General features: G+C 61.2%; 22 protein-coding genes. 13 read left to right on the top strand and 9 right to left on the bottom strand.

Annotated elements, in window-relative coordinates:
* The first annotated feature begins 32 nt into the window (after positions 1-32).
* The 6 genes from BCM02_RS33705 to BCM02_RS33680 all read left to right on the top strand — a co-directional run bounded on the left by BCM02_RS33705 (position 33) and on the right by BCM02_RS33680 (position 7,713).
* Complete coding sequence (locus BCM02_RS33705; RefSeq protein ID WP_246183679.1) at positions 33-686, top strand: peptide-methionine (S)-S-oxide reductase MsrA; 654 nt, start codon at positions 33-35, stop codon at positions 684-686.
* 432 nt (positions 687-1,118) lie between these two features.
* Positions 1,119-2,921, top strand: coding sequence for a cache domain-containing sensor histidine kinase (locus BCM02_RS33700; protein WP_148933513.1), 1,803 nt, complete (start codon positions 1,119-1,121; stop codon positions 2,919-2,921).
* A gap of 13 nt (positions 2,922-2,934) precedes the next feature.
* A complete protein-coding gene (locus tag BCM02_RS33695; RefSeq protein WP_148933512.1) occupies positions 2,935-4,482 on the top strand; it encodes a response regulator in 1,548 nt (515 codons plus the stop codon).
* Between the two features lie 94 nt (positions 4,483-4,576).
* Entirely contained in the window at positions 4,577-5,944 is a 1,368-nt protein-coding gene (locus BCM02_RS33690) for an extracellular solute-binding protein (protein WP_148933511.1), read from the top strand.
* 12 nt (positions 5,945-5,956) lie between these two features.
* Entirely contained in the window at positions 5,957-6,835 is an 879-nt protein-coding gene (locus BCM02_RS33685; protein WP_148933510.1) for a carbohydrate ABC transporter permease, read from the top strand.
* Positions 6,836-6,837: 2 nt separating this feature from the next.
* Entirely contained in the window at positions 6,838-7,713 is an 876-nt protein-coding gene (locus BCM02_RS33680; protein ID WP_425466217.1) for a carbohydrate ABC transporter permease, read from the top strand.
* Positions 7,714-8,117: 404 nt separating this feature from the next.
* On the opposite strand, the gene BCM02_RS33675 is transcribed toward BCM02_RS33680, so the two are convergent.
* Both BCM02_RS33675 and BCM02_RS33670 read right to left on the bottom strand, forming a co-directional pair.
* Complete coding sequence (locus tag BCM02_RS33675) at positions 8,118-11,078, bottom strand: DEAD/DEAH box helicase (protein WP_148933509.1); 2,961 nt, start codon at positions 11,076-11,078, stop codon at positions 8,118-8,120.
* Positions 11,075-12,709 carry an SWIM zinc finger family protein gene (locus BCM02_RS33670; protein WP_187434557.1) on the bottom strand — a complete coding sequence of 545 codons (1,635 nt, stop codon included), beginning with the start codon at positions 12,707-12,709 and terminating at the stop codon, positions 11,075-11,077. The genes BCM02_RS33675 and BCM02_RS33670 overlap by 4 nt, the downstream gene beginning before the upstream one ends.
* Positions 12,710-13,173: 464 nt before the next feature.
* Here BCM02_RS33670 and BCM02_RS33665 point away from each other — a divergent pair, with 464 nt between their 5' ends.
* Complete coding sequence (locus tag BCM02_RS33665; RefSeq protein ID WP_187434556.1) at positions 13,174-13,548, top strand: GNAT family N-acetyltransferase; 375 nt, start codon at positions 13,174-13,176, stop codon at positions 13,546-13,548.
* A 219-nt stretch (positions 13,549-13,767) separates the two neighbouring features.
* On the opposite strand, the gene BCM02_RS33660 is transcribed toward BCM02_RS33665, so the two are convergent.
* From BCM02_RS33660 to BCM02_RS33640, 5 genes are all read right to left on the bottom strand, one after another.
* Positions 13,768-14,388: a CBO0543 family protein gene (locus BCM02_RS33660; protein ID WP_148933506.1), complete on the bottom strand. Its 621-nt coding sequence runs from the start codon at positions 14,386-14,388 to the stop codon at positions 13,768-13,770.
* Positions 14,389-14,576: 188 nt separating this feature from the next.
* Positions 14,577-14,987, bottom strand: a complete 411-nt coding sequence (locus BCM02_RS33655; RefSeq protein ID WP_148933505.1) for a VOC family protein — start codon at positions 14,985-14,987, stop codon at positions 14,577-14,579.
* Between the two features lie 131 nt (positions 14,988-15,118).
* On the bottom strand, positions 15,119-15,307 hold the full coding sequence (locus BCM02_RS36230) for a hypothetical protein (RefSeq protein WP_246183678.1): 189 nt from the start codon (positions 15,305-15,307) through the stop codon (positions 15,119-15,121).
* Positions 15,308-15,724: 417 nt separating this feature from the next.
* On the bottom strand, positions 15,725-17,287 hold the full coding sequence (locus BCM02_RS33645) for an MDR family MFS transporter (RefSeq protein WP_246183677.1): 1,563 nt from the start codon (positions 17,285-17,287) through the stop codon (positions 15,725-15,727).
* Between the two features lie 165 nt (positions 17,288-17,452).
* Positions 17,453-18,259 carry a helix-turn-helix domain-containing protein gene (locus BCM02_RS33640; RefSeq protein ID WP_148933503.1) on the bottom strand — a complete coding sequence of 269 codons (807 nt, stop codon included), beginning with the start codon at positions 18,257-18,259 and terminating at the stop codon, positions 17,453-17,455.
* A 121-nt stretch (positions 18,260-18,380) separates the two neighbouring features.
* Here BCM02_RS33640 and BCM02_RS33635 point away from each other — a divergent pair, with 121 nt between their 5' ends.
* From BCM02_RS33635 to BCM02_RS33620, 4 genes are all read left to right on the top strand, one after another.
* A complete protein-coding gene (locus BCM02_RS33635) occupies positions 18,381-18,836 on the top strand; it encodes an SRPBCC domain-containing protein (protein WP_148933502.1) in 456 nt (151 codons plus the stop codon).
* Positions 18,837-19,011: 175 nt separating this feature from the next.
* A complete protein-coding gene (locus BCM02_RS33630) occupies positions 19,012-20,610 on the top strand; it encodes an ATP-binding protein (RefSeq protein WP_148933501.1) in 1,599 nt (532 codons plus the stop codon).
* Positions 20,611-20,757: 147 nt separating this feature from the next.
* Entirely contained in the window at positions 20,758-21,312 is a 555-nt protein-coding gene (locus BCM02_RS33625; RefSeq protein ID WP_246183676.1) for a PadR family transcriptional regulator, read from the top strand.
* Positions 21,290-22,084, top strand: coding sequence for a CPBP family intramembrane glutamic endopeptidase (locus BCM02_RS33620; protein ID WP_148933499.1), 795 nt, complete (start codon positions 21,290-21,292; stop codon positions 22,082-22,084). Before BCM02_RS33625 ends, BCM02_RS33620 begins: the two co-directional genes overlap by 23 nt.
* 159 nt (positions 22,085-22,243) lie before the next feature.
* Here the strand turns inward: BCM02_RS33620 and BCM02_RS33615 are convergent, their stop codons facing one another.
* Positions 22,244-22,675: a carboxymuconolactone decarboxylase family protein gene (locus tag BCM02_RS33615; protein ID WP_148933498.1), complete on the bottom strand. Its 432-nt coding sequence runs from the start codon at positions 22,673-22,675 to the stop codon at positions 22,244-22,246.
* 179 nt (positions 22,676-22,854) lie between these two features.
* Between BCM02_RS33615 and BCM02_RS33610 the strand changes: the two genes are divergently transcribed.
* Positions 22,855-23,052: a uracil-DNA glycosylase gene (locus BCM02_RS33610; RefSeq protein WP_148933497.1), complete on the top strand. Its 198-nt coding sequence runs from the start codon at positions 22,855-22,857 to the stop codon at positions 23,050-23,052.
* Between the two features lie 159 nt (positions 23,053-23,211).
* Here the strand turns inward: BCM02_RS33610 and BCM02_RS33605 are convergent, their stop codons facing one another.
* Positions 23,212-24,324 carry an ATP-binding protein gene (locus BCM02_RS33605; RefSeq protein ID WP_148933496.1) on the bottom strand — a complete coding sequence of 371 codons (1,113 nt, stop codon included), beginning with the start codon at positions 24,322-24,324 and terminating at the stop codon, positions 23,212-23,214.
* A 211-nt stretch (positions 24,325-24,535) separates the two neighbouring features.
* On the opposite strand from BCM02_RS33605, the gene BCM02_RS33600 reads away from it, so the two are divergent.
* Complete coding sequence (locus tag BCM02_RS33600; protein WP_148933495.1) at positions 24,536-25,630, top strand: polysaccharide deacetylase family protein; 1,095 nt, start codon at positions 24,536-24,538, stop codon at positions 25,628-25,630.
* The last annotated feature ends 88 nt before the right edge of the window (positions 25,631-25,718 follow it).

Genomic DNA, 25,718 nt, shown 5'->3' with positions numbered 1-25,718 from the left:
AGACGACGATACGAGACAAGGAGGCGATCCAGATGACGATGGAACGGGACGTATACAACTACCGGGAGCCGGGCGAATTGATCACCTTCGGCATGGGCTGCTTCTGGTCGCCGGATGCGTTGTTCGGTTCGCGGCCGGGCGTCATCCGCACGCGCGTCGGCTACGCGGGCGGAATGGCGGAGTCGCCGACCTATCGGCGAATGGGGGATCATACGGAGACGGTCGAAGCGGAATTCGACCCCGGCGTCGTCTCGTTCGGCGACCTGGCGGCGTTATTCTGGGCGAGCCACAATCCCGTGAATATCAACGGGTACAAAGGCCGGCAGTACCAGTCGCTGTTATTCTACCGGAACGCGGAGCAGCTAGCGGCGATCGAGGCCGTGCTTGCTAAGCGGCGCGCCGGCGTGATGCCGGAACCGGACACCGAGATTTTGTCGTACGGCGGCTTCCACCCGGCGGAGGAGAAACATCAGAAATATTACCTCAAGCGGCATCCGGACGCGCTGGCCAAGCTGTCGGCGATCTTCTCCGGCGAGACGTTGACCGGCAGTACGTTAGCGGCTCGACTGAACGGGTTGGCCAAAGGGTATACGAACCGGGAACGGATCATCGAAGAGCTGGCGGGCGACCGGGAATCGGCGGAAGCGCAGCGGCTCATGGCGCTGGTTAAATCGATGAAGTGGTAATGGGCTGCCGGGGCGCGGCGAATGGACAAGGGGAAATAAGGCCGCGCGACTGGCGATGCTCCCGGGTTGTACGCGCTAAGCGCAAGGCCTGCGCCGTGGCAAACCTTGTTCGAAGCGGCCCTTACAGTCGTTGCGCAGAATCGTAACAAGCGCTTCGAAGAAGTGTCTGGTACGGCAGGGCAAAGCCCGTGCGACTGGCGGGCACGAAACGGCTCTCCGGGGCGGCAAGCCGACCCGTCGTTACGCGCGTGTGTATCCTCTTCGACAAAAATATGATAAGATGAACGGTGAATTTTTGTAAGCGCTTCCCGAACGATAATGTGTACCCCCTACTTGAAGTGTGTTATGTTAAAAAACATAACAAGATCTCGATCCAGATCGCTTGATATGTAACGCGATAATGACGCGATAACCGCAGACCGAGGTGATAGCATGGAAAATTGGCTCGGCCGCTCGCTCAAACATAAGCTGTCGCTCCTCATTATTATGGCTACGCTCGTGCCGCTGCTTTCCCTCGGCTGGTTCTCCTACCATATCGCGGAGGGGCTGACCGAGGAGAAGGCCAAGAGCGCGGGCATGAACACGCTCCGCCAGTTGGAGGCGTATTTGGACACGATGGTCAAGGACGCGGAGAACATGTCGCTTTTCCTCATTGGACACAGCGGGGTTCAGCAATACTTGAAATCGCCGGACGGCAACTATGTGCTGCAAACCTCGATCATCAGCTTCCTCACCAATCTGGCGTTCTCGAAGCCGTACGTCGCCAACATCATCATCGAGCCGCTCGACGCCAAGCGCCCGATCTCGCAGCGGCCGGTCGTGCGCTCCGAGTTCACCGACATCACGACGATCCTACCCGACTATTACAAGCAGCATCCCAAATGGTGGTCCAACGTTCATCGCCAATGGACGACCGACGGCGTGCGCAAAGTGATCACGCTCGCGCGTCCGATCCGCAGCACGGATAAGTACAAGCCGATCGGCAAGCAGCAGATTAACCTCGATCAGACGGTCATCGCGAATCAGGTCCGCTCCGCGCTCATGGAGAACAGCGGATTCGTGCTGCTGCTCGACGAGCAGAACAAGCTGATCGCCGGCCCGGACGAATGGGAGACGAGCGTCCCGATCGCCGAATATTATCCCGGACTTCCGGCCATGGACGGGAGCGGCGGCTATCTCGACTACGGCGAGGGCGCCGAGAAGAAGACCGTGCTCTACAAGCGGATCGCCGGCGTCAATTGGAAGCTGGTCGGCATTATCCCGGCGAAGGAGTACCGCAAACAGAACGAATATTTCCTGACGCTGACGGCCGTCGCGGTGACGGTCGCCATGATGTTCGTCATCATCTTCGTCGTGTTCCTCATCCAGCGGATTACGAAGCCGCTGTCCGTGCTGACCCGCTTCTTGAAGAGCGCGAGTCCCGACGAGCCGCTGCCCGCGCTCCCGGTCACCTCGGTCGACGAGGTCGGCCAGTTGGTTATCAGCTACAACAAGCTCAGCTCGCGCATCATCAAGCTGACCGAAGAGGTCAAGCGCAACGAATCGCTCAAGAAAGAGGCGGATATGCATGCGCTGCAGGTGCAGATCAATCCTCATTTTCTGTATAACACGCTCTCGTCGATCCACTGGCTGGCGCTCATGAACCAGGATGGCAAAATCGCCGACATGGTCGGATCGCTTAGCGATTTCCTGCGGTTTAGCCTGAACAAAGGACAAGAGTACTGCGCCATCCAGCAGGAGCTGATGCATGTGCAAAATTACGTGCGCATTCAATCGATCCGCTATCCGGAGAAATTCGAATTTCAGCTGCGGCTGGCCGAAGGGATCGGCGAGCAGACGATGCTGAAGCTGCTGCTGCAGCCGCTCGTCGAGAACGCGATGCTGCACGGGCTGCTGCCGAAGGAAGGCCCCGGCCTCATTCGGATAACGGTCTCCGAGGAAGCGCGCGGGTTCTGTTTCCGGGTCGAGGACGACGGCGCCGGCATGGACGAGGAGCGCATGGGCGAGCTGCGCGCCCAGCTGGCCGGCATCCCGCTGGAGCGGCAGGAGCGATCCTCCAAGCAGGGCAGCTACGGCTTGCGCAACGTGCACAACCGGCTGCTGCTTCATTATGGCAAAGAAGCGGGGCTATCGATCGACAGCCGCAAAGGGGGCGGGACGCGCGTGCAATTCACGCTTCCGCGCCTATCCGAAGCCGCGGCGGAGCAGCACGATGGGACCGAATTTTCGCAATAAGGGGGCAACGCGCGTGAAAGTATTAATCGTCGACGACGAGGTCATTATCCGCAGCGGACTAAGCACGGTCATTCGTTGGGAAGAGAACGGCTTCGCCCCGCTGGCGCCGGCCGCCTCCGCGGAGGAGGCCCTGCTGCGCATCCCGATCGAGCGGCCGGACATCATCTTGACCGATATTCGGATGACCGGCAAGAGCGGGATCGAGATGGCGCGCGAAGTGAAAGCCGCCTATCCCGAGACGGAGATCATCGTCATATCCGGCTTCGATGAATTCGCGTATGCGCAGCAAGCGATGCGGGAGGGCGTCAGCGATTATTTGCTGAAGACGAGCCGGCCGGACGAAATCTTGGCCGCCGCGCGCAAGGCGGGCGAGCGTCTGGCGAAGCGGCGGGATGCCGAACGGTTGAGCCAAGCGCAGGAGGAGACGGTTCGGCGCAGCCGGCTTGCGAAGCTGCTCGAGGGCGGCGGGGAGCGAGCTTCCGGCGACTCGGCCGATGACGGAGACTTATGGCGCGCCTTTCCGAAGCTGAGGCTGGAGGAGGGGGGCGAGCGGCTGCAAGTGTGGCTGCTCCAACTGATCGGCGGCGGAGAGGCGGAGGAGGCGCTCGCGATCGGACGTCTGGGCGAGCGTCTGGAACGGGAGCTGCCATGCGTTTGGCTCCCTTGGCGCGATGGCTTGCTGCTCGTCGTGAAGCTTGCTTCGCGCAGAGACGCGATGCTTGCGGCCGAATTGGCGATCCAGCGCGTCTGCGGGCTGAGCGGCGCTTGCGCGTTCGTCGCCTGCGGACTGCCGGCCGCTCGGCCATCCGCGCTGAAGGAAGCGTTCGATACCGCCGCGGAAGCCGCGCGCTACCGGTGGCTCATGCCGGAAGCCGCGATCGTGCGCTACGGCGACGTCGCCGGACGCGCCGGCATGCGCGGCGTCTGCAAGGACGAGGAGGAAGCCGCGTTATCGGCGGTGCTCCGCGCGGGGGATGCCGAGGCGCTGCGGGCTTACGTCTCGGAGCGAATGCATGCCATCCGGCAGGACCCGCAGGCGACGCCCGCCACCGCTCAGGCTTACCTGCACTCGCTGCTCGTGGGGGCCAGCCGCTGGCTGGAGCGCGCGTCGGCTTCCATCGGGCAAGAGCGTCCGCAGCCGGCCGGCTCGGCCGTGGACCCGGGCCTGCTTGCATCCCAGCCCGAGTCGACGCTGTTACGGCAGCTGGAGCGCCTCATGGCGCAATATCGCGACATGGTCGCGGGTACGAATCCAGTGCGCCAGGCCATCGTTTACATCCACGACCATCTTGACCAGAGCCTATCGCTTCATCAGGTGGCCAGGCATGTGCACATGAATCCGAATTATTTTAGCGAGATGTTCAAGCGCGAGACGGGGACGAACTACCTCGAATTCGTCACGCAGGCGAAGCTGCGCCGCGCGATGATGCTGCTGGCCGAGACGCCGGCGAAGGTGAGCGAGGTCGCGAGCCGGATCGGTTACGAGGACACGAAGTATTTTAACCGGCTGTTCAAGAAATTCACGGGGCAGACTCCTTCCGAATACCGGAGCAATTGCTGAAAATCGTCCCTCCCTCATCTGAATTCTCTCCCCTACTGGCCGCAGCCATCCTCTTCTATACTGAAAGCATCCAAAGACACAAGGGGGATTGACGATGAAGAAATCGCAAGCAAGCCGCGTGGGCGTCACGCTCGCGCTCGCGTCGATGATGTTGGCCGCCTGCGGCGGGAATAACGAGGGTGGCGGCGCCAATGGCAACGCGCCCGCGCCGGAAGCATCCGGGAACAACGGCAATGGCGCCAAGCAGGAGAAGGTCAAGCTGACGCTGTGGCACAACTTCGCCGGGGACGACCTTCGCGCCAAGACGGTCCGCAGCTTCATTGATCAGTTCAAGCAGGACAACCCGGACGTGGAGCTCGATGCGCAGGCGATTCCGCCCGACGGTTACCGTCAGCGCCTAGCGACGGTCGCCGCGGCGAACGAAATGCCCGATCTCTCCTTCGTCTACGCCGGCAGCCACTCGACCGAGCTGTACAAGGCAGGGTTGCTTCAGCCGATTACCGAGCTGACCGATGCCAACCCGGAGTGGAAGGGCAAGTTCCTGCCGGGCGCGTTCGACCCGTACACGTTCGAGCCGAACCAGATTTACACCGCGCCGCTCGGTATGTCCGCGACCTCGATTCTTTATTACAACACCTCCTTGTTCGAGAAATATAGCGTAAAGGTGCCGACGACGTGGGATGAAATGCTCGCCGCGATCAAGACGTTCAACGATCACGGCATCACGCCGATCGCCCTCGGCAACAAAGCGCCATGGGTGGCGCAGTCGACGATCATCGGCTCGCTGGCGGACCGGGTGACCGGCACGGAATGGTTCAAGAACGCCGCGGCGCAGAAGGACGCCAAGTTCACGGATCCGCAGTTCGTCGAGGCGCTCGGTTACTTCAAGCAGCTCGTCGACAACAAGGCGTTCCAAGAGGGCGCCAACAGCATCGACAATACGCAAGCGGAGCAGTATTTCATCCAGGGTAACGCGGCGATGATGGTGAGCGGCGCGTGGACGCTGACGAACCTCGCGGCCGCGGCGAGCGAGGAGCAGATGAAGCCGATCGACGTCACGGTGCTGCCGGCGATTCCGGGCGGCAAGGGCGACGCGAACTCGATTACCGGCGGCGCGGGCGGCGGTCTTGCGCTGAGCAGCCGGACGACGGGCGCGGCGAAGGAAGCGGCGCTGAAGCTGATCTACACGCTGAGCGGGCCGGAGGCGCAGAAGGCGATCGCCGAGAGCAACTCCATGGTCATGTACGATACCGAGATCGACCAGTCGAAGGTCACGTCGCTATATTACAAGGCGTTCAATCTTGTGAAGAAAACGGGCATCACGCCGGTGTACGACGCTATCCTCTCCGCCGAAGGCGCGGAAGCGCTCAACAACGGCCTGCAGGAGCTGATGATGGACGGCAAGCCGGAGGACGTCGCGCAGAAGGTGCAGGACGCGCAGGCTCGTTCGGTCACCCCGTAAGGAGGCGGTAACATGGCACCCGCAGTACGAAGCCGGGGGTTCATCGCGCTTGCGCTGCTCCCGGCGCTGCTTCTCTTCCTGGTGTTCGTCATCGTCCCGATCTTCTGGTCGGCGTACTACGGGCTGTTCGACTGGAAAGGCCTCGGCAGCGCCAAATTCATCGGACTCGGCAACTACGAGGAGATTTTGCAGGATGAAATTTTTTGGCGGGCGCTCAAGAACAACCTGATTCTCGTCGCGTCCTCCATCGCCGGCCAAATCCCGATCGCGCTGCTGCTGGCGCTGCTGCTCCTGCGGAACACGCTGTTCTCGCGGTTCATTCGCTCGGCGGTGTTCATGCCGATGGTGCTGTCCACCGTCGTCGTCGGTCTTATCTGGGGGTACATTTACCATCCGCAGTTCGGCTTGGCGAACGCCGTGCTGGAATGGCTCGGGCTCGAGTCGTGGACGCGGGCGTGGCTGTCCGATCCGAAGGTGAACATGCTGGCCGTGTCGATCCCGATCAACTGGAGCAACGTCGGGCCGTACCTGATCATTTTCATCGCCGCCCTGCAAAATATTTCGTCCGAAATCGACGATGCCGCCAAAATCGACGGCGCCGTCGGCTGGCGGAAGCTGATCTCGGTCACGCTGCCGATGATCTGGGGGACGGTCGTCGTCTCGCTCGTGCTGTGCATCTCCGGCAGCCTCAAGGCGTTCGACCATGTCATCGTCATGACCGGCGGCGGTCCGGCGCAGTCGACGGAGCTGCTCGCCACCTACATGTACAACAACACGTTCGACGTGTACCGCTACGGCTACGGCTCCGCGGTCTCGACCATGATCATCGTCATCAGCGCCCTGCTCATCGGGCTCCAGTACGCGCTGACCGGCCGGAAGAAGGAGGGGTAGGCGTGGAGACCAATGCGACAACGACGGGATCGGCGAAGCTGCCGGCCGTCAAGCTGGCGCTGCGCGCCGGCGGCGGCTTGGTCAAGCTGCTGCTGATCGTTTATGCCGTGCTGACGTTGTATCCGCTGTACTGGCTGTTCATCAGCGCGTTCAAGACGAATCAGGACTTTTTCAACCGGCCTTATGGACTCCCGCATGCGTGGATGAAAGAGAACATCGTTCGGGCGTGGGAGCTCGGCAATATGGGCCGGGCGATGTTCAATTCGGCGTTCGTCACGGTCGCGGCCGTGCTGCTGACGATCGTGCTCGGCGTGCTGGCGGCGTACGCGCTCTCGCGGTTCGACTTTCGCTTCAAAAAAGCGATCGTCGCGCTGTTTCTCGCCGGCCTGCTCATTCCGATCCACAGCACGCTCGTGCCGCTGTTCATCATGATGAGGAAGCTGCACCTGCTCGACACGTACGGGGCGCTCATTCTGCCATACACGGCGTTCGAGCTGCCGATCGCGATCTTCCTGGCGATGGCGTACATGGCATCGATCCCGCGGGAGATCGAGGAAGCGGCGATGATCGACGGCAGCGGCTGGTGGCGGATTTTCGGCAGCCTGATCCTGCCGCTTTGCAAGCCGATCGTCGCGACGATCGCGATTCTCGGATTCCTGCGATTCTGGAACGACTTCTCGTTCGCGCTCGTCTTCATCAACACCCAGTCGCTCAAGACGCTGCCGCTCAGCCTTTCGCTATTCTCCGACGGCTTCGGTACCGACTACGCGCTGACCATGGGCGCGATGGCGATCGCCGTCATCCCGACCATCGTCATCTATCTGCTCATGCAGGAGCAGATCATGAAGGGCATGGTCGCGGGCTCGGTCAAAGGGTAAGGGGCCAGGCGGGAGCGGGCGGAACGCAATCCGCTGCTACTAGCAGTAAGAAGGCAATCGTACAGGCGCGGTGGGTACAACAAAGAACCTCAGATCCCGAACGGGGATTTGAGGTTCTTGTCATTCCGTACGAAGCCGCGCGCGAAGGAACACCACGCCATACCACACCGTGTCATACCATGCCGTGCGAAGTCACGCCATACCGAGCCGCACCGTGCCGATCCGCGCTGCGCGAAGCCACGCTACGTCATACTAACTGTGCCGATCCAAACCGTGCTAAGTCACGCCGCGTGAGCCGTGCCGCATGAAGTTGCGCCATGCGAAGCCGCGCCGCGCCAAACGCAGCATGGGATTCGCTCGCAGCGGCGGAGCGGCGCTTCTCCTTCCATTGGCCCGCTCAGGGCTCAACCGCCCCAATTCCGCCGCAGCGTGAACAGATCCTTCAGCGCGTCCGTCGACAGCTCCGTAATCCAGCCCTCGGAGCTCGTGATAACGTTGTCGCTCAGCTGCTGCTTGCTCTCGAGCATCTCGTCGATCCGCTCCTCCAGCGTGCCGAGCGCGATGAACTTGTGCACCTGGACGTCCTTCGTCTGCCCCATCCTGTAGGCGCGGTCGGTCGCCTGGTTCTCGACGGCCGGATTCCACCACCGGTCGAAGTGGAAGACGTGGTTCGCCGCCGTCAGGTTAAGCCCGACGCCGCCTGCCTTGATCGACAGAATAAAGATGTTCGGCTGCTCGTTCGCCGGCAGCGTGCGGGACTGGAACTGTTCGACCATGCTGTCGCGCGCCGCCTTCGACGTGCCGCCGTGGAGGTAGAGGATCGGCTCGCCGAGCTCCTCGTGCAGCACGCGCTGAAGCATATTGCCCATGCCGATGTACTGGGTGAAAATCAGACACCGCTCGCCCTCGGCCCGCAGCTCCTTGACCATCGCGACCAGCCGCTCCAGCTTGGAGGAACGTCCGATGAGCGTCTCGCGCGTTTCAGATTCGGCGCCGGCAAGGCTCTCGGGCAGTTCTTCTTTCGTCATCAGGACCGGATGGTCGCACAGCTGCTTGAGCTGGGTGAGCGCCGCGAGGATCGCGCCTTTGCGCTCCATGCCCTCGAGCTGCCGCACGCGCTCCAGCAGATCGGTAACGGCTTGGTCGTAGAGCGCGCTTTGTTCGGGGGTCAGGTTGATATACGTCTTCATCTCGTTCTTGTCCGGCAGATCGAGCATAATATTCGGGTCCTTCTTCTTGCGCCGGAGCATGAACGGCTTCACGAGCTTCTGCAGGTCGGCCGTGCGCTGCTCGTCGCGTTCTTTCTCGATCGCCTGCGCGTACTGCTCCTGGAACGCTTTCGGACTGCCGAGGAAGCCGGGATTCATGAAATCGTAGATGGACCACAGCTCGGACAGCCGGTTCTCGATCGGGGTGCCCGTCATCGCGACGCGGTGCTTCGCGCGGAAGCTTCGGACCGCCGCCGATTGGCGTGTGCCGGCGTTCTTGATGTTCTGCGCTTCGTCGAGCACGATCGTCGTCCACGTATACGACTGGAGCAGCTCCTGGTCGAGCGCGGCCGTCGCGAAGGAGGTCAGCAGCACGTCCGTGTCCCGCAGGCTCGCCTCGAACGCTTCGCCGCTCGATCGCTTGCTGCCGTAATGCAGCTTGGCGCGCAGGGCGGGGGCGAAGCGGCTGACTTCCTTCTGCCAGTTGCCGAGGACCGATGTCGGACAAATAACAAGGGAAGGCATGTGACCCTCTTCGCCGGGTTCGGCCGACTCCTTAATATGAAGCAGGTAGGTGATCAGCTGCACCGTCTTGCCAAGGCCCATGTCGTCGGCGAGACAGGCGCCGAGCCCGAAGCCGCGCAGGAACGCGAGCCATGCGAAGCCTTCCTGCTGGTAAGCGCGCAGGTTCGCCTGCAGGCCGGACGGAATCGGTAGCGGCGGCCAGTCGGATTGGCTCGTGAGCTGGGTCATGAGCCTGGTGAGATGGCTGTTGAGCTCCACCTCCAGCTGAAGCTTATCCTCGGCGTCATCGGACGCTTCTTCCTCCGCGCCTTTGGCGGCGCGGCGCCAGCCGCCGGTCAGCTGCATCTGGAGCACCTCTTGGAACGTCAGCCCTTTGGAGCGGTTCACGCGTGCCATTGCGCTGCGGATATGCTCCAGCAGTTGCGGATCGAGCGTAATCCACTGGCCGCGGAATTTCACGATGCGTTCGCCGCGGGCGACCAGCTCGTGGAATTCCGCTTCGGACAAGTCGGTATCGCCGATCGCGATCCGCCAGTTGAAATCGACGAGCGAATTCAAGCCGAACAGCGATCCGCTCTTGCCGCCCGCGCCTCCGGCGCCGGATTCCTCGGTCACCTTGGCGCGCAGCTTCGGCTTGCGCTTGCGCGCGGCTTCCCACCAGGCCGGCAGCAGCACCTGCCAGCCGGCTTCGAGCAGGCGGCGGCTGTCCTCGGTCAGGAACCGCCACGCCGATTGGTCCGTCAACGACTGCCCGAGCACGTCGGTCGGACCGCCGGCCAGCAGCTGCGGCGAGAGGCTGGCGAGCAGATGCGTCAGCCAGCCCTCGGCGCGCTCCTGCACGCGCGCGTCCCAAGCCGCAGGCCAATCGCCGGCCGCATGGCCGCGCTGGCTGAGCCGGACCGGATAGATCGCCGCCGGGTCCTGCTTGTCCTGCGCGATGAGCCGGAGGCGCCAGTCCATCTCTTCCTCGTCCGGTTCCAGCAGCTGCAGCAGCGGCCGGAACGGCGCGTTGTCGGCCTTCCAACCGATCGCGACGAGCCAATCTTCCGCCTCGAGACCGGCGAGAGCGCCGCGATCGCCCGTGAAGAGCAGCGGATACTCGCGCCGTAAGTCGGCCGCGGCTTCCTCGGTGGCGTAGTAACGGCTATAGACCGCGGCGGAGAACGAGGCTTTCATGGCATCCGTCCATGTCGGGTCGCCGACTTCCGCCAGCAAGCGCGCCGCTTCTTCGTCGAGCGAGGCATTCTCCCACGTCCACTGGAGCTTGCCCGTCCGGAAGACGTCCAGATCGGGGACGTAGGCGCGTTCTTCCATGATGCGTCCAAGCGCGGGGGCGAGCTTCATCAGCCGCTCCGCTTCGGCCTCCCACGTCCAGTCGACGTGCGCAAGCAGCCGTCTTTCCGCGAAATACGGCACGACCTGCTCGGCGGGCAGCACGACGAGTTCGACGCCCTGCGCTTGCCGGATTTCCAGCTCCGTTCCATAGAAGGAGGGTTCATGCCAGGCGAACAGCCGGTGTTTGAGCAGCAAGCCCGGCGCGGCGCTGTAGCTGGACAACGTGCCATATAGCAGCGCGTCGCCGTAAGCGGTGAGGCTGGCGTTCACCGTGACGCTATCCTTATGTCGACTCATGGGATCAGCTTTCCTTTCCGTAGTTCCTCTTGCAGCGCGCGCAGGCGGCCGTTGCGCTCGGCGAACGCCTCGATGTACCCTTCCCAGCGCTCGTCCTGCTTCAGCTTCTTGTATAACTTGGCCAGCCGCTTCAACAGCTTCACCGCCGCCTTGTAGCCGTGGCGGTTCTTCTCCAGCACGTGACGTTCCACGGCCTGATGATAAAAGGGGAGCAGCAGCTGCGGCTCGTTCTTCTCGATCGGGGCCAGCTCGCTGATCCGCAGGTCTAACGGCTCCACGCCGGCGCTCAGCTGCGCGTCCATCCACTGCCGCCAGCGTCCGCGTTCGATCAGCTTATTCTCGTAAAGCGGGCCCGCGAACGGCAGCATGTCCTCGAACGTCTCCCACATGCGGGACTCGGCCTCCGGAGCCTGCTGAAGCATGTCGTCCCAATAGCGTCCGTAACGTTCGAGACCGTCCTGCCGGTTGCCGATTAGCAGCGGACCGATGGCGCACAGCCAATCCAACCGACGATCCGGTTGACCTTGCCCGCTCAGCTCGTCCAAGAAGACGAACAAGCTGTCCGGCTTCACCCGCGTCTTGGCGGCTGCCGTCCGCAATAGGTCGATCGCTTCGGCATCTTCGCCGAGCCAGAACCGCATCCAGCCGCGCGCCTGCAAAGCATGGATGCGCGTAACCGCGGCGCCGAGCCGCGCTTCGGCGGCATCCAGCGCCGCCAGCTCGCCGGTCAACGTCTTGGGCTCCTCGAAATGCGGCCGCATCCAATTCCGCCAATAGGCGACGTACAGTTCGGTTATATACGGGTAGGCCTGCGGCTCGGTCAACATGCCTTCCCGCAAATAGACCAGCGTGTCGCCCAGATAGTCGCGTTCCGCAGGCGAAGGCGACGGAAGACCTTCGGCCAGCCGCTTCAGCGCGGCTTCCTGCAGCTCGGCCGCGGCGGCATGCGTATGAAAGCCGAGGAACAGCCCTCCGCCGGACCAAGCGCCGCCGGTCGGCTGGGCAGGCTTCGTCACCTGCTCCAGCACGAACAGCTCCGCATGGAGGCCGGCGAGCCGCTCCATGACGGGCGAGAGCGGCGGCAGCGTCTCGTAGATCGCGGCAAGCGCGCCGCTCGCATACTGCGCGTTGCGCACTTGTTCGGCCAGCGGAGCGATGCAGGCGGCGAACAGTTCGCGCCACGCCGCGATCGGCTGCTCCGCCAAGCCAGCCGACCTCTCCCGAAGCTGCGCCGAACGGGAAGCTTTGCCCGCGGCGGCCGCTTCGGCCTTCACCCGGGCGGCTTCCATCGCGGCCGCCGACTTGGCGTTGACCAGCTGGTGGACGAGCCGGCCTTGCAAGTTGGCATACGCGAGCAGCACGGCCACGACGTGTTTGCAGCCGCCGCCGGCCGGACAAGCGCATTCGCTCTCCGTGACGCGATTCAGCTTGATCTGCACGCGGCACCGCGTGAACTCGTGGCCTTCCACGAGCGCTTCTACTATACCCGCGCGCGGCAGCGTCAGCTCATGGACCCGTTCTTGCTTATAATCTTGAAACCCGCGCTTGATCGTCAGGTCGTCGAAATGATCGGCCACCTGCCGGATCAGCGCCTGCCACTGCGCGTCGTCTATCGTATAAGTTGGATTCATAATTGAGAGAATCTCCTGTTTTCGCATCGCGATTTTACGAACATTGGTTCTATTATAGCAGTTTGGGAGCCATAGGGAACAAGTCAATCGTTAGCTTTGTCCGCAAGGACAAGTGCGTACCCCGCACGAAAAAAGGCTGATCACAGAATGAACGCATCATCTCCAAATGTACTCCGTCAAGCATTAGCTTTGTCCGTAAGGACAAGAGCGTGCCTCGCACGAAAGCAACCGCGAATCACTCAACTAATCGTACATGCACGAAAACGGGTGTCCAGAGGGCGGAGCCCTTGGAGCCCCTTCGGCGGAGGGGTGCGGGGGAGGGAGGAGAGTCGAGAGGGCGGAGCCCTTGGAGCCCCCTTCGGCGGAGGGGGTTGGGGGAGGCTCTACGCGATTAATCCCCCGCCAACGGGGTAATGAAGAGTACGTTCAAGCGACGAATACGCGCTTCATGGAGGTGCAATGCCATGCGGGAAAATAACGATAGGCTGGACAAGCCGCAAGAGGAAATCATCGCGGAGAAACAAGGGAATAGTTATATTTTGACCGGCGTCGGCGGGACGATCGGCGAAATTCACTTTCGGATGATCGACGTGGATACGTGGGTCATCGACCGCACGTACGTGCAGGCGGAGTATCGCGGGCAGGGGCTTGCGAAACAGCTGCTCGACCTGGTGGCGGACGAGGCGAGGGAGCGGGGCAGACGGATCATTCCGTCCTGCTCGTACGCGCTGGAGCAGTTCAAGCAAGACCCCGCCTATGCCGACGTCTGGGATAACAAGAACGCGGCGGATTATGCCGATCCGTACAGCTCGGACAGCGTAGGAGCCACGCGGCCGTAGCGCGGCGATCCGCATGGCGCGGAAACGGACGCGGGCCGGCGTCGTTCGATTCGCCGGGAAGCCGACTGCTTTCGCAAGCGCTGCCGTTCGCCCGGGAGACGCGGGGAAACGAATAGCCCCTCAACCATTCGCCATACCGGCGTAGTTGGGGGCTTTTTGGCATGTCGGAAGTAAGGCGTTCGCCTGCGAGAATATCATGCCGATTCCTCGGATGCACGCTCATCGTGCCCCTTGTTTGCGGCGGAAATACTCGACATTAACGCGCGAGGTCCTCTCCTTTGCCTCAGGTTGGACCTTGTCGTAGCTATTTAAATTGTAAAGCGAATAAGCGGTCAGATACATCACCGTAAGGATTCCGAATGAGTAGCTGTATTGCCAGTTTATCTTTTTGTACATATCGATTGTCGCGAGCAGGGGCAGCCCGATATACGCGGCGCCCCCACCGTAAACGACGGCTTTGAGGAACGGATGGATGCGAGGTTTATATTGAATGAACACCATTGCTAAGACAGGCAAGACGGAAAGCCTAAACGAGAAGCTGATCGTCGGGGAGGGGATCACTTTCACGGGATACGTCCATAAGCCGTTCTCGATGCCCAGCGTATCCAGGACGGCCGAAAAAATCATAATGAACAAACCGGCGCAAAGCAGGCGGCCGGTGCTCTTCCGCTCCCGAATGATGAACCATGTCGCCCAGGGCACGACGATAAGGGCTACGCCGAACCACCATTTCCAGGAATAAATGAAAGTGGTCGCGATGACGTCCGTGACCATGCCGTTCGCTTCCACGATCTGTCTATTGGCTTCGTCCACCTTCTTCAATCCCTCTTCGAAATTCATCGTACCATTCCTTTTGTTTTTACTTACTTTGCGCCCAGATTGTGCCTTTTATCCAAGCGCCTAAGTCCGACGGCCTAAACGGAAAAAAGCCCTGGCTTTTCGGGCGAAAGCCAGGGCTTCATGTTAAAGGGAATGGGGCGGCGGCCGGCGCCCGCCCGCACTCCGCTCGGAGCAACGCGCGAACCGTATTAGCCCTGCGCCGCCGGCGTAGGCGTCGTCACCTGCCACAGTACGCCGAATTTGTCCTCCAGCACGCCGAACAGCGAACCCCAGAACTGCTGCTTCAGCGGGTCGACGACGCGGCCGCCGGCGGACAGCTTGTCGAAGGCGTCATGCGCTTCGGCGTCGGTGGCGAACTCCAGGCTCAAATGCATGCCGCTGCCGCGCGTGACCGCGTTGAACGGCGAATCCGACATAAAGAAAGTCACGCCGCCGGCTACGAAAGCCAGATGCAGCACCTTGTCCTTCGTGGCTTCGTCCGCATCGGGCAGCTGCGCGAACGTCATAAGGGAGAGAATTTCGCCACCCAGCGCCTCGGTGTAGAAGCCGGCCTGCGACCTGGCGTCCTCGGAGAAAATATAAGGGGTCAATTTTGCCATGCGTGATTCATCCTCTCGCGTAATTTCCACTCTGACGTTATCGTAGCATACGCCGCCGCGGGGCGTTTCTTCTGAATTGCGGTGTTGCCCGGTGTTCTTGTTCGGCGCTGCCCAAGCGCGCGCCGCGCATGTTACTTCTCCGGCGCGTGACGGCTCAAGTACGCCTCGATCTCCTCGTGCGACCACTTCGGCCCGGCGAACAGCTCGCCGGAGCGCGCGGCGTCCAGCAGATCGCCGAGCCAACGGCGCTCCGCTTCGATGAATTGGAGCATGCCACGGATCATCAACGCCTGGCCGCCGGGCAAGTACGGTTCCTTCAATTCAAGCACGGACCCCAGACGGGCGATCCGCCGCCCGCTTACGTCCACCTGCTTGCGAATGAGCGCTTCGACGCGGATGGGATCCGCGTAGCGGACGAAAGGCAGCGCGAAGAAGAACGGATGCGGTACCCCGGATTCCTGCTCGAACTGCGCGTAGAGCAGGTCGAAGAAGGCGTCTTGACCGTTCTTGGTGATGCGGTAGATGACCTTGTCCGGCCGTCCTTCGCCAGGGACGGGGACGATCTCGGCCGGCTCGATCAGCCCCCCGGCGCGCGTCGACCGCGTAATATAGCGAGCCGTCCCGCAGTTTGAAGTGTTCGTCCCAGCTGCGGGATTTGATGATTTTGCGAATCTCGTACGGATGCAGATCGCCTTCCATCAGCAAGCCGAGGATCAGCAGCTTCATGGACATCGCGCTTACCGTCCTTCGCCGGCAGTCGTCGCCGCTTCCGCGCGTCCTTCCGCGCCATTCGGCTTCGCGGCTTCAATGCCGGCCCGGCCCATTAGGATGGCGAAGACGACCGCCACGATCGGCAGCAGGACCGACCACTGGAACAAATACAGAATCGAATCCGCGAGTTTGCCGAGCAGCGCCTCCACGACGTCGCCGGAGAGGCCCATGCGCGCCTGCATCGCCGGATCGAGCAGCGCCTGCCCGCCCTTGATGCCTTCGGCCGCCTGCGAATCGAGGCCGCCGATCTCGGCGAGGCCGCCCTGGAAGACGTGCTTCTGCATCGCGCCGAAGACCGTAACGCCGAGCGCCGAGCCGATCGTCCGGAAGAACGTGATGAGCGAGGAGGCGGAGCCTTTGTACTGCGGCGGCACGGAGCTGATCGTCGAGATCGAGAGCAGCGAGAACGAGACGCCGATGCCGAGACCGACGACGACCATGTACAGCGTGATGAGGCCGCGGCTCGTCGAAGCGTCCATCGCGTAGCCGAGCAGCATGAGGCCGGTGAACAGTACGGCCGCCGAGACGAGCATGATGGAGCGGTAGCGGAATTTGCCCGCGATGCGCCCGCCGATCTGGCTGCTGAGCACGACCCCGAGCAGCATCGGGGTCAGCACGGTACTCGTCTCGGTCGCGGTCTTGTGGAAGACGCCTTGGATGAACACCGGAATGTACGTCGCCACGCCGATCATGGCAGCGCCGTACACGAGCGAGATGATCATGCTGCTCGTGAAGACGCGGTCCCGGAACAATCTGAAGGCGATGATCGGATCTTTGGCCGTCTGTTCGACGCGCAGGAACACCGCCGTCAGGACGAGGGATGCGACGAACAAGCCGATCGTATTCCACGAGTCCCACGCCCAGCCTTCGCTGCCGCCCAGCTCCAGGCCGAACATGAGACAGAGCACGGCGGCGGCCAGCGCGACCGCGCCCGTCCAGTCGATGATTTGCTTCTTATGGTTGCCCGACTCGTGGTACGCGCGAAGAATGAAGATGAACGAAAGCAGCGCGATCGGCACGTTGATGTAGAATACCCAGCGCCAGCTGAACTGGTCGGTGATCGCGCCGCCCATGATCGGGCCGAACACGTTGGAGATGCCGAACACGGCGCCGAACAAGCCCATCATTTTGCCCCGTCGTTCGGGCGGGAACATGTCGAAAATAATCGCGAAGACGATCGGCGTCACGGCGCCGCCGCCGATGCCCTGGATGCCGCGATAGATGATCAGCTGCTCCATGTTCTGCGCCGTGCCGCATAGAATGGAGCCGAGGGTGAAGACGAGCAGGCCGGCGAGGAAGAAGCGCTTGCGGCCGTACATGTCGGAGAGCTTGCCGAAGATCGGCGAACAGACGACCATCGCGATCATGTAGGCGGAGTACACCCAGACGAACTTATCGAATCCGCCGAGTTTGGCGATAATCTGAGTCATAGCCGTCGAGATGATCGTTTGGTCGAGCGCGGCCATGAAGAGGCCGAGCATTAGGCCGGCGACGGCCAGACCCGTGTCTTGCTTGTGAGTCGTATTCAAAGAGAAGCCACCTTTCTTGATTGCGAAAAATCCGAACATTCTCCGGATTGAACCGCGATTCGCCGTGTCGTTCCTTCTGAACTACTTGAACTACTCGAATTTGAATAGTCCCATCAAGTGGTATACTCAAATTTGAGTCGTATTCAATCAAAAAAAGGAAAGGCTTCAGCCTCTCCCCTTGACATATTCCTCCGGCGTCACGCCGAGGATGGATTTAAAATCGCGGATGAAATGCGATTGGTCGTAATACCCGAGCTCCTGCGCGAGCAGCGCCCAGTCCTGATTCGGCTCATGGTCCAAAATTTCCGCCGCGTTCTGCAGCCGGTGCAGTTGAATGACCCATTTCGGCCCGACGCCGACGTATTGGTCGAACAGTCGCTGCAATTTGCGGACGTTCACGCCGGCCCGTTCGCTGACCTGCTCCACGCGCGTCAGCTCGCGATCGGCGGCGATGTCGTCGATAATCTTATTCATAAAAAGCACCGTTTCGTCGCGCGCGGGAAGTCTCGGCCGCAGCAGTCGTTCGACGCGGCGCACCATCTCCGCATCGTCCGATAGCGGCAGGATGTCGGCTTCGAGCGCAGCCGCGTCCACGCCAAGCGCCTGCTCGACGCCCAGCGGTTCCCCGCGCATCCGGGAGATCGGCAGCCCGAGGAACGGATAGAACCCGCCGGGCTTGAATTTGATGCCGAACACGCTGCCCTGTCCTTGAATAACATGGGAGGATTTGGACGTAGTTGGGGCGAAAATACCCGATTGCCCTTGCTCGAGCGCTAAGTTCACGCACGGGTTCGGGATGACGCTCTGCTCATGAGGCGGCAAATCGCGGAGATCCCAGCGAATAATCCAGTAGTGCTTCACGAAGAATCCGATATCTTCCGCGGGCGCGTGGCGGGTCAGCGAGAATTTCTGCCGGCTTTGCTTGTGGTGAATGACGCCCAGCGTGGGGCGTTCGGGCCAAGCTTGTGACATGCAGGCACCTCCTTCGTGTCGCGTTTTTACAATACTTGTCATCCGCATGCGGTTATGCTCATCGTAGCAAGACCCGCATGGGCGGGCAAGCCCTATTTCGCCAAGACTGGGAGGATGCAGGATGAACGTATTGAAGTACGAATTTTATATCGGCGCGCCGAAGGAGAAAGTGTGGGATGCGCTCGTGTCGCCCGAGGGCACGAAAAGCATCTTTTTCGGCTGCGTGCTGGAGTCGGCTTTCGAGGAAGGCGCTTCGTTCCAATACATCGGCCCCGGCAACGACGGGGATCGGACGGTACATGTATACGGCAAACTGCTGTCGTTCAAGCCGAACGAGGAATTGAGCTACCTCGAGCATCCGGGCCCGTCCTATTACCCGAACCATGAGGAGCTGCAGTCCCGCGTGACCTTCACGCTGGAGACGGTAGGCGGCTGTACGAAACTGACGCTCGTGAACGATCAATGGTCGCCGGAGGAGCATCCTTCGCTGGCGAACGCGCAATCGCACTGGTGGATGATGCTCAGCAATCTGAAGACATGGGCCGAGTCGGGGAGAACGCTCGAATTCGGCTGGTAGTCTAGACGCGGATTCTTCAATCGCTTCGTTCGCAGCCCGGACCCTTCGTCCGGGCTTGCTTATTATTGGCATCCCCCCTCGTGGCCTGGCAGGGCAGGAGATTAGGACTACGAAGGCGAACTTCAATAGGGAGGGAAACGCGTTTTCCCGATCGATTGGAGGTTTGCGATTTGCCATGACGCCTGAAATCGTCATTCAACGCATGTTTGACCGGCAGCTGCGCGGCGGCAGCGACCCGAGCCGGGTTCCGGAATTCTCGGAACGCCTGCAAGGAGAGGAACTCACGGCGAAGATTGCGGAGTATCAAGAGGTGATCGACGTGGTCGCCGAATTCATTCATAAATTTCTGGCCTCGGTCGCGGGCCATCCGATGATGGTGGCGATGCAGGACGAGAATGGCTATACGCTGCGCGTCATGGGCGACCCGACGATCTTGAGCATGCTGCGCACGCTCGGCGTCGGGGAAGGATGCCGGTTTACGGAGGACAACGGTCCGAGCACGGCGCTCGCTTGCGCCGAGACCCGGCGGCCCGTGGAGATGAAGGGCAAGGAACATTTTCACGAGGTGCTGCATGCGATGGCTTGTTATTCGGTGCCCGTACTCGAGGAGGAAGACGGGCGGCTGCTGGCCGTGCTGACGGTCATGACGAGCTTGGAGGAATCCCACCGGCATATGCTCGCCATGCTCTCCACGGTCGCGGATTCGATCGAACGCGAGCTTCGGTTGCGCCGGCAGAACATGCAGCTGCGGATTTTGAATCAGGTGCTGCTCGATACGCAGTATTACGGGCTGCTGATTACCGATCCCGAAGGCCGGATCGTCGACCGCAACTCGCATATGGCGGCCTTGCTCGACGAGGCCGGCGTGAAGGCGCCGCTGGGCGCGAGCGTGCTCGAGGTGCCGGAGCTGGGCGGTTATTTCTCGGACGTCATCCGCAGCGGAGAGTCGTGCGTCGGCAAGGAGATGACGCTGCAGACGCCGGAGGAGGCGCGCGCGTACATGCTGGACGTCGTGCCGATCTACGAGGGCGGATGCCGACTAGACCGGGTCGTGGGCAGCCTGCGGGATATTACCGAGCTGAAGAAGACGGAGGAAGTGCTGCGCAACACGGAGAAGCTCGTCTTTGCGGGACAGCTGGCCGTCGGCATCGCCCATGAGGTGCGCAATCCGCTGACCACGGTGAAGGGACTTCTGCAGTACGGGAACCGTGCCGAGAAGCAGCCGCACTACGACCTCATCATGTCGGAGCTCGAGCGGATGAATCTGATCGTCAGCGAGTTCATGATCCTCGGCAAGCCGCAGGCGGTCATGTTCAAGGAAGAAGAGTGCGACTTGATCCTGAGCGAGATTTTGCGAATATTCGATATCCAGGCGAGCATGAACGGCATCGCCGTCAGCTTGGAGGCGGCCGAGTCCGCGTCGATCCTGTGCGACCGCAACCAGATCAAGCAGGTGTTCCTCAACATTTTGCGCAACGCGATGGACGCGCTGCCGTTCGGCGGACAAATCGCCATCGGGCTGGACGTGGCGGAAGGCTATCAGCGCATCCGCTTCGCGGATAACGGATACGGCATGGGCGAAGACGTGCTGCGAGACATCGGCAAGCCGTTTCATACGACGAAGCCCGAGGGCAATGGCCTGGGGCTTATGATCGTGCGCAAGATTATCGCCGCCCACGAAGGACGTCTGGAGATCCGGAGCAAGGTCGGCGAAGGTACGGTGGTCGACGTGTATGTCCCGATTATCCCCAGGGGACAGATCGTGCGGCAATAGAATAGTTTTCACGCCAACAGGCAGCGGGCCGACGAACCGCTGTCTGTTTGCTGTTGAATGAAGTTACAAAATATGGGTTGACAAAAGATGGGACCTGATTCATATTAAATGCATCGAACTGATATATCGAATCGATATATATAAGGGGTGGGCAATTTGCTGGAATACGCGATTCTCGGGCTGTTAATGGAAGGGAAACTGAGCGGTTACGACATCAAGAAGACGATGGACAGCTCGGTAGGGCTCTTTTACCGCGCCAGCTACGGCAGTCTCTATCCTGCGCTTAAGCGCATGGCGGAGCGAGGGTGGTTATCGGTCGAAGAGCTGGCAAGCAGCAAGAACAAGAAGTTGTATGCGATGCTTCCGGAGGGGGAAGCCGCCTTTAAGGCATGGCTCGCCGAGCCGCTTCAGATGTCCCGCAGCGAACTTTTGATCAAGATTTTCTTCTACGATTATCTGGACGAGGAGACGCGCCAATCGAATCTCGCCGAGTACCAGCAGAAGCTGGCGGTGGAGCGGGGACGCCTGGCGGCCGTGGAAGGCATCGTGTCGAAGGAGCTGGCGGCGTTGCCGAATCCTCGGGACTACTATTACCGGGTGTCGGTGCTTTCGTACGGAATCGATTATTTCGAAATGGAACAGCAGTGGATCCGTTCAATTAAAGAGGGGATGAATCGCCATGACAAATCAACCAACGCGTAAACGTTCGTTATCTGCCTCCCGGCCGGTCTTATCCGTTATCCTGATTGAATTGTTGCTTCTGATCGCGATGACGGCCGCGGGCGCCTATGCGACGATCAAGGAACTTTCGTACACGTCGCCGGTGCTGATCGCTTTTATCCCGATCGCGCTTGCGCTGATGGCTTATATGAGCTTACGCCGCCAATGGGGGCGGTACGGATTTCGCTCTCTTCGCGGCATGACCTCGAGCGGATGGCGATATTATGCGCCGCTTGCGCTCGTATGCGCCGTGCTGTGCTTCCAGGGCTTCGAGTCGCTGACCGTCGCGAAGGTCGCGTTCTTCCTCTTCTTCACGCTGCTCGTCGCTTTCGTCGAGGAGACGGTCTACCGGGGGCTGATTCTGAATATCCTGCTGCCCAAAGGCGCGGTGACCGCGGTCGTCGCCTCCAGCGTGCTGTTCTCGATCACGCACATGCTTAATTTGCTCTCCGGTCAAAGCATCGGGCAGACGATCCTTCAGCTGGCCTACTCGCTGCTCGTTGGTCTGGCGCTGGCGCTGCTGATGGTGAAAGATCGGCTCATATGGCCGCTTATTCTGTTCCATTTCGTCCACAACCTGATTCAATTCCTTGGCAAGGAAGGAGAATCGATCGTGCTCGATAGCCTCGTGCTGGCGATTCTCGCCGTTCATTGCGTCTGGATTATGGGCGGGCTGAAAGGCCGGAAGCATCATGATGCCGGTACGACGACGGTTCTTCCAACTGAGGCTGGCATGAATGCGCGCGGGATATGAAATACGAAAGACTCCGTTCTCGCCATGAAAGCGAGGACGGAGTCTTTTGCTGCTGGCTGAATGCTGCATTCCCGCTCTGACGACCGTGTACGCAAACCAATCAGCCCTATCCACATGTTTATAACGGACGACGCGGCCATCGCGGAGCCCTTGCCTGCCTTAGCGCGGCGTCATGCCCGTCGTAATCGCGATCCGGTTCCAGGCGTTGATCGCGATGATCGCCATGAGCACTTCGCTCAGCTGCGCCGGCTCGAAGTGGCGCGCCGCCTCCGCGTACACCTCTTCAGGGATGTGGTGATCTCCGATGCGCGTCACGGCTTCCGTCAATGCGAGCGCAGCCTGTTCGCGCTGCGTGAAGAACGGCGTCTCGCGCCATGCGGACAACGTATACAATCGCTGTTCGGTCTCGCCGAGGGCGCGCGCGTCCTTCGCGTGCATATCCAGGCAGAAAGCGCAGCCGTTGAGCTGGGAAGCGCGGATTTTGATCAGCTCGATCAGCGTTTTGTCCAGGCTGGTCTCGGCTTCAATCCGTTCGTGGAAGTCCTTCATCTGGCTATAGCTGGCCGTGTGCAGCGCATGTCGTTTCGTCATCGTAATTCCTCCTTGTGATCGCCCTTGGCGGGTCCGCATAACTGCGGCTCTACCCACAAGACGGAAGAGAGAGGCGCGTTTGTGACGCGATGGCTGAATTTTTTTGGCGAATGGGTCTGTTTGGTACGGGAATCGCCGCCGATATACAATAAGACTATCTGAAACGAAGAGGGATCGATATGAACGCGACGCCACCGAGAATCGATTGTATGAAGTGCCGCCATTATTACGTGACCTGGGATCCGGCCTTCCCGCGGGGCTGCCGCGCATTCGGCTTCAAGACGCGCGCGCTGCCGAGCCAGACCGTGCTGTCGTCCTCCGGGAAAGCCTGCATGAATTTCGAGCCGAAGCCGCCGTCGGCATCGTCGAAAAAATAACGCGGGCGCCACCGCCCGCGTGAAGGATATCCCCGGCTTATCCACAGTTATCCACAATGTTATACACATTCTCCACAGGTCAAAATGCCCGTCCCTGCGTTACTTGCCACGATCTACGCCAATGTATCCACAACTCCGCCTATCCACAGGTGTACAAAATCAAACGATATCCACCGTGACCGAAAGTCCCGGATAGAGTGCTGACGCCGCATCGGCATAGGTCTGCAGAACGGCCGTATCGATGCCGGAGCGGAACAGCTCCGGATCCGGCTGAAACGTGACGCTCGTGCCGGTCTCTTGCGTGACGCCGACCGTCCGCACGCCGGTCTGCGGGATGCCTTCCCGGTAATCTTGACAGAATACGCGGCCTTCGCGCTTGACCTCGACCGAAAGACTGCGGGAGAGGGCGTTGACGACGGCGATGTTGATGCCTTTGCCTCCGCCCGGAGCGATGACCGCGGCGCCGTCCGCGCGTCCGATATCGGTGAGTACCGCCTGCACGGCTGTGCGGTCCGTGTTCGGCAGCGGCCGCACCGGGATGCCGCGCCCGTCGTCGGAGACCGTCAGGCTGCCGTCCTTCTGCACGAAAATACCGATCCGCGTGCAATAGCCCGCTTGGTGCTCCAAGATGGCGTTGTCCGCGACGGCGCGCAGCAGCTGGAACGGATCGTATTTGTCATCCGGGCTGCCGAGATAATCGCCGATGCTGCTTCTGGTCTCGAAGACGGTCAAATAATCGCTCGAATCGAGCAGCTCGTTCGCCGCGGCAAGCAGCAGCAGCAGCGGGAGAACGCGGTTGGACGGCACCGAATAACGGCCGCCTCGTTCCTCCTGCTGGAGCAGATTGGCGCCGACGAGCGGTTTGATATGGTGATAGAGCTGACCCGTCGTCCCCATGCCCAGCCTCTCGAGCAGCTCGCCTCCCGCAATGGGACCTCGAAGCGCCGATAGCAGAATGTCCAGCCGCTGCTTATGCCCGATCGCTCCCAGTACCTTGGCCGCTTTCTCGCCGTCGATGCCGAGCAACTGCTCGGCGCTCTGCTCCTGCGTCTCCCAGCGCAGCGGCGGCTCCAGCCCCTCATAGCGTCCCGCATAGGCGATGCCCCCTGCGCCATTCGTGCCGAATTCGAGGCCGATCGGCATCGTACCGGCGGGTTGGCCTTGCATTTCCTCCATAGTAGGCGGAACCATCCGCCGCAATGCTTGGGCAAGCTCGGCGACTTGCCGGTGAAGCTGATCCAATTCCGACCCGTAATCGCGTGGCGCGTTCATCGTCAATACCCCTTTACGAAGAAGTTGGTGATTCAATTCTAACAATTATCTAAAGACGTAATTACGTAATTACATTATAGCCGGGATGATCATCCGTGTAAAGCGCTCGTGATGATTCGGTGAAGACGTAGCGGAATCAGTCCTACTTTCCCCTCGTCCGCCATATACTCTATCAAGCTCATAGAAGCTAGAGTTGAGAGGATGGTAGACGATGAAGCTACGGGGACGAATGATGATGACTGCGGGGGTGGCGCTGTTGGTTGCGATCGGCGCGCTGCTGTCGGTTACCAATAGCGGGACGGCATGGAGCAGCGGGACGAGCGAACGGGCAGCCAGCGTAACGCGGCCGCAGACGGGGGAGCCCGCGGCGCGCGCATCGGCAGCCGCGCTGGCATCCGGCAAGGCGGATACATCGCGGCCGGTCGTTTATTTGACTTTCGACGACGGTCCTAGCAAGTGGACGCCGCAGGTGCTGGACATCCTGGCGAAGGAGCGGGTGAAAGCGACGTTCTTCGTACTCGGGCAGGAGGCGGAGCGGCGCGAGTCGACCGTGAAGCGAGTCGTCCGGGAAGGGCACGCATTGGGCAATCATACCTATAATCATCGTTATGAGGAATTGTATCGCGATTTCGAAGGGTTCTGGCGGCAAGCGCGGCAGACGGACGCGATTCTCGAACGGATCGCCGGCAAGCCGGTATCGCTGCTGCGGGCGCCGGGCGGCACGTACGGCAATTTCGACGCGCATTATTTCGAGCTGCTGGAGCAGGCGGGCTACCGGATTGCCGATTGGAACGTCGATTCGGGCGATTCGCGGCGCAAGAACGTGCCCGCGTCCGAGATCGTCAAGACGGTCAAGGCCTCCACGCTGGCGCGCGAAGTCACGGTGCTGATGCACGACGGCGCGGGCCACGGCGAGAGCGTGAAGGCGCTGCCCGCCATTATCGCTTACTACAAGGCGAAGGGGTACCGGTTCGCCGTTCTGGACGGCGAGGCGAAGCTCGCGACGTTCCGGCTTGGACCGGACAAGTGGCAGCGGACATGGACGGCGGCCGCGCTGGCGCGCGCGGAGCAGCTGGCCGGCGAGCGCAGCGGCGGTTGGCGGCCGCTGCGCGACTGGCTGCGGGATAAAGGCACGGTCGCATGGGACGGGCTCCGCAAAGAAGCGGTCGTGCGAGTAGGCGGGGAGACGCTGCGGCTTGTGCCGGGAGAAGACCGGACGGTGCGGGCGTATGGCGCTTTGCCGGGCGATGGCGGTTCGCTGGCCTTCCGGCTCGTGGGCGAGCGGATCTTCGTCTTAGCGGCTTGATCCGGGAGGAGGCAAGCGCGCTGTTGTAGCGGTCCGGGTCAACTGCTATGATACAAGTGGGGCGCTATGCCTTTTACCCTAGCATAAG

Source organism: Paenibacillus methanolicus, assembly GCF_008124765.1.
Taxonomy (GTDB): domain Bacteria; phylum Bacillota; class Bacilli; order Paenibacillales; family Paenibacillaceae; genus Paenibacillus_Z; species Paenibacillus_Z methanolicus.
This window is presented reverse-complemented; position numbering and strand designations above follow the sequence as displayed.

What these genes read in the sequence shown, in the direction of transcription:
- BCM02_RS33705 (WP_246183679.1), top strand. Translation starts at nt 33, where the DNA reads ATGACGATGGAACGGGACGTATACAACTACCGGGAGCCGGGCGAATTG.
- BCM02_RS33700 (WP_148933513.1), top strand. Translation starts at nt 1,119, where the DNA reads ATGGAAAATTGGCTCGGCCGCTCGCTCAAACATAAGCTGTCGCTCCTC.
- BCM02_RS33690 (WP_148933511.1), top strand. Translation starts at nt 4,577, where the DNA reads ATGAAGAAATCGCAAGCAAGCCGCGTGGGCGTCACGCTCGCGCTCGCG.
- BCM02_RS33685 (WP_148933510.1), top strand. Translation starts at nt 5,957, where the DNA reads ATGGCACCCGCAGTACGAAGCCGGGGGTTCATCGCGCTTGCGCTGCTC.
- BCM02_RS33675 (WP_148933509.1), bottom strand. Translation starts at nt 11,078, where the DNA reads ATGAGTCGACATAAGGATAGCGTCACGGTGAACGCCAGCCTCACCGCT.
- BCM02_RS33670 (WP_187434557.1), bottom strand. Translation starts at nt 12,709, where the DNA reads ATGAATCCAACTTATACGATAGACGACGCGCAGTGGCAGGCGCTGATC.
- BCM02_RS33665 (WP_187434556.1), top strand. Translation starts at nt 13,174, where the DNA reads ATGCGGGAAAATAACGATAGGCTGGACAAGCCGCAAGAGGAAATCATC.
- BCM02_RS33660 (WP_148933506.1), bottom strand. Translation starts at nt 14,388, where the DNA reads ATGAATTTCGAAGAGGGATTGAAGAAGGTGGACGAAGCCAATAGACAG.
- BCM02_RS33655 (WP_148933505.1), bottom strand. Translation starts at nt 14,987, where the DNA reads ATGGCAAAATTGACCCCTTATATTTTCTCCGAGGACGCCAGGTCGCAG.
- BCM02_RS33640 (WP_148933503.1), bottom strand. Translation starts at nt 18,259, where the DNA reads ATGTCACAAGCTTGGCCCGAACGCCCCACGCTGGGCGTCATTCACCAC.
- BCM02_RS33635 (WP_148933502.1), top strand. Translation starts at nt 18,381, where the DNA reads ATGAACGTATTGAAGTACGAATTTTATATCGGCGCGCCGAAGGAGAAA.
- BCM02_RS33630 (WP_148933501.1), top strand. Translation starts at nt 19,012, where the DNA reads ATGACGCCTGAAATCGTCATTCAACGCATGTTTGACCGGCAGCTGCGC.
- BCM02_RS33620 (WP_148933499.1), top strand. Translation starts at nt 21,290, where the DNA reads ATGACAAATCAACCAACGCGTAAACGTTCGTTATCTGCCTCCCGGCCG.
- BCM02_RS33615 (WP_148933498.1), bottom strand. Translation starts at nt 22,675, where the DNA reads ATGACGAAACGACATGCGCTGCACACGGCCAGCTATAGCCAGATGAAG.
- BCM02_RS33610 (WP_148933497.1), top strand. Translation starts at nt 22,855, where the DNA reads ATGAACGCGACGCCACCGAGAATCGATTGTATGAAGTGCCGCCATTAT.
- BCM02_RS33605 (WP_148933496.1), bottom strand. Translation starts at nt 24,324, where the DNA reads ATGAACGCGCCACGCGATTACGGGTCGGAATTGGATCAGCTTCACCGG.
- BCM02_RS33600 (WP_148933495.1), top strand. Translation starts at nt 24,536, where the DNA reads ATGAAGCTACGGGGACGAATGATGATGACTGCGGGGGTGGCGCTGTTG.